General features: G+C 75.2%; 5 protein-coding genes and 1 pseudogene. All 6 read left to right on the top strand.

Features of this window, described 5'->3' with window-relative positions; translation table 11 throughout:
- The first annotated feature begins 8 nt into the window (after positions 1-8).
- Complete coding sequence (locus RND61_RS32350) at positions 9-356, top strand: RRQRL motif-containing zinc-binding protein (RefSeq protein WP_315881742.1); 348 nt, start codon at positions 9-11, stop codon at positions 354-356.
- Entirely contained in the window at positions 340-684 is a 345-nt protein-coding gene (locus tag RND61_RS32345) for a DUF6251 family protein (RefSeq protein ID WP_315881741.1), read from the top strand. Before RND61_RS32350 ends, RND61_RS32345 begins: the two co-directional genes overlap by 17 nt.
- A gap of 1 nt (position 685) precedes the next feature.
- Positions 686-877 carry a hypothetical protein gene (locus RND61_RS32340; protein ID WP_315881740.1) on the top strand — a complete coding sequence of 64 codons (192 nt, stop codon included), beginning with the start codon at positions 686-688 and terminating at the stop codon, positions 875-877.
- An 88-nt stretch (positions 878-965) separates the two neighbouring features.
- A complete protein-coding gene (locus tag RND61_RS32335; RefSeq protein ID WP_315881739.1) occupies positions 966-1,157 on the top strand; it encodes a hypothetical protein in 192 nt (63 codons plus the stop codon).
- Positions 1,158-1,183: 26 nt separating this feature from the next.
- Positions 1,184-1,384 (top strand): hypothetical protein, encoded by a 201-nt coding sequence (locus tag RND61_RS32330; RefSeq protein WP_315881738.1) that lies wholly within the window; start codon positions 1,184-1,186, stop codon positions 1,382-1,384.
- 88 nt (positions 1,385-1,472) lie between these two features.
- Positions 1,473-2,299: pseudogene (locus RND61_RS32325) on the top strand (ATP-binding protein); the annotation flags it as partial.

Here is a 2,299-nt window from a genome sequence, read left to right as displayed (position 1 = left end):
GCCGCCGCGTGAGCACCCTGCCCGTCTACCGATGGCGCCTGGCCCCCGACGGACTGGCCACCCGCCGCCAACTCCGCGCCCAAGGGCTGCGCCCCGGCGGCCAGCCGGTGGCCGCCCAGCTCGAACGGCCCCGGCGGCGACGCGGGCCGCTGGTCGCCTACCTCTACCGGATCGACCTGGCTCGGCCCGTCCGGCCGATGACGCCCGGCCGCGCCGCCGCCCTCGACCGGGCCATGGCCGCGCGGCGGACCTGCCCGTCCTGCCGGCGGGATGCCGGCTACTGCATCCCCCGGTCACTCGGCATGTGCGTGCCCTGCGCCTACCCCTCGGAGGATCCTCGTGGAATCTCTGCCTGAACCCGCCCGGGTGGTGCTTCTCCCGGACGGCACCCACGCCTACCTCCCCACCGCCAACCCCCCGGCGCCCGCCGCGGCGCCGGTGCCGGTGGTGCAGCACATCCACCACGCCCCGCCCGACCGCACCGTGCAGCGCCTCACACTCGGAGCCGGGGCCGGAGCCGGGGCGGTCGCGGCCGGCGTCTACTTCGGCCCGCTCCTGGTCGGCGTGCTCACCGCCATCGCCGCCAACCTCGCCCTGCTCGCCCTGATCGCCGCCGTGTGCGCCTGGGGCGTCGTCACCGTCGTCAAGAACACCGGCGGCCACCACGGCAAGAGGAGGGGCTGACATGTCCTTCCAGGCTGGCGACAAGGTGCTGATCGTCTCGTGTGAGGACGACCCCCGTGCGGCCGGACGCACAGGCCGGATCGTGGACGAGGTCCCGCCCGGCCCGCTGACCGGCGGCCGGTGGACCGTCAACGGAATCAGTTGGCTCATCGCCCCCGTGCTGTGTCACACCCACGAGCTGCGGCCCGCCTGACGGCTGTCCCTCGCCGCCCAGCCACCCGGCCGGGCGGCGGGAGGGAGCCGGGACAGGCCCGGCCCCGCCACCACACAAGGGGAAGCGCATGACCAGCAAGCACGAGCTGGCGATCGTCGCCGTGCAGGCCGGACGGGACATGGTCCGCGCCGCCGAGAAGCACGGCATCAACTCGGGCGCCGCCCGGCTGGCCGCCCGCGTGGCCGACCGCGCGGCCCGCGCCGCCGAGGCCGCGGGCTGCACCGCCGCCGACTACGACCGCGCCCGCCGCACCCACTGACCGCTCACCACCGAAGGGACCCCGTGATGGGCCTGTTCTCCCGCAAGCAGAAGACCGACACCCCCGCTGATGTGCTGATCACCGGCGCGGAGCTGGACCACGCCGCCCGCGCGCTGAACGCCGGCGACGACGGCCCCGCCAACGCCCTGGTCGACCGCGGCGACGACAAGACGACGCGCCAACTGATCACCATGCGCATCCTCGGCGCCTCGATCGACCAGCAGTGAGTTCGCCCCGGGGCGGTCGGCTCCCGGCCAAGGTTCGTCGGCCGCCCCGGGCCCCCTTATCCGCCTGTGCAGACAGGAGAACACCAGCATGACGGACAACGTCGTACACCTCTTCAAGGACCCGCCCCCCGACCCCGACGAGACCCCCACCACCCTCGCCGTTCCGAAGGCGTCGCCGCAGACCGCCGGGGCGCCGCCGCGTCCGTCGAGTTGGCGGCGGACCGTCCGCCGGGTGCGGGTCGTCGCCGCCGACGAACGCACGCGGGCCGCGGGGCGGGCCGTGGTGCGCCACGGTTCCTACGTGGTTGGCGGTACGCGGATCGTGGCGCGTCGGGCGTGGGACGGCCGCACGGCGGCACGGTATGAGCGGATGATCCGCGCGGCCGAGGCCGCCGGGAACCTGGAGGTGGCCGCGGAGTGGGAGGAGCGGGGGCGGCAGTACCGGGCGGCGCGTCACCAGCGGCGCATGGACCTTTTGACCTCGCCGGAGCGGGTGGTGAAGAACGCCGCCTACGCCGCCGGCGGCACCCTCGGCGCCCTGCTCCTGCTCGGTGTCGCGCTCGCGGTGGCGACCAAGGAGCCGGGCGACGTGCTCACGCCGCTGATGGCGCTGGTGGAGCTGTGCCGGCTGGTCGTCGTCATCGCCACCGTGGTGTGGGGACCGGCCCTCGCCGTCGGCCCGTGGCTGGCCCTGTGCGGGCTGTGGGCGGTCGGCCGCCATCAGCAGGCCGCCCCGCAGTGGGCCCTTCCCGCCCAGCAGCGCGGAAGCGACGCCGGGGCGCCGATCACCCCGTCCATCGTCGTCACCGCCCTGCGCGACCTCGGGATCGCGCCGTTGCGGAAGGCGATCAAGGAGATGGGCGACGCCGGCGCCGCCATGCTCAGCCCGATCAAGATCGCCGGATGCGGCGTGGA

This window comes from Streptomyces tamarix (assembly GCF_032423885.1).
GTDB lineage: Bacteria > Actinomycetota > Actinomycetes > Streptomycetales > Streptomycetaceae > Streptomyces > Streptomyces tamarix.
This window is presented reverse-complemented; position numbering and strand designations above follow the sequence as displayed.

Excerpts from the sequence above, each read along its gene's own strand:
- RND61_RS32340 (WP_315881740.1), top strand. The coding sequence starts at position 686 with ATGTCCTTCCAGGCTGGCGACAAGGTGCTGATCGTCTCGTGTGAGGAC.
- RND61_RS32335 (WP_315881739.1), top strand. The coding sequence starts at position 966 with ATGACCAGCAAGCACGAGCTGGCGATCGTCGCCGTGCAGGCCGGACGG.
- RND61_RS32330 (WP_315881738.1), top strand. The coding sequence starts at position 1,184 with ATGGGCCTGTTCTCCCGCAAGCAGAAGACCGACACCCCCGCTGATGTG.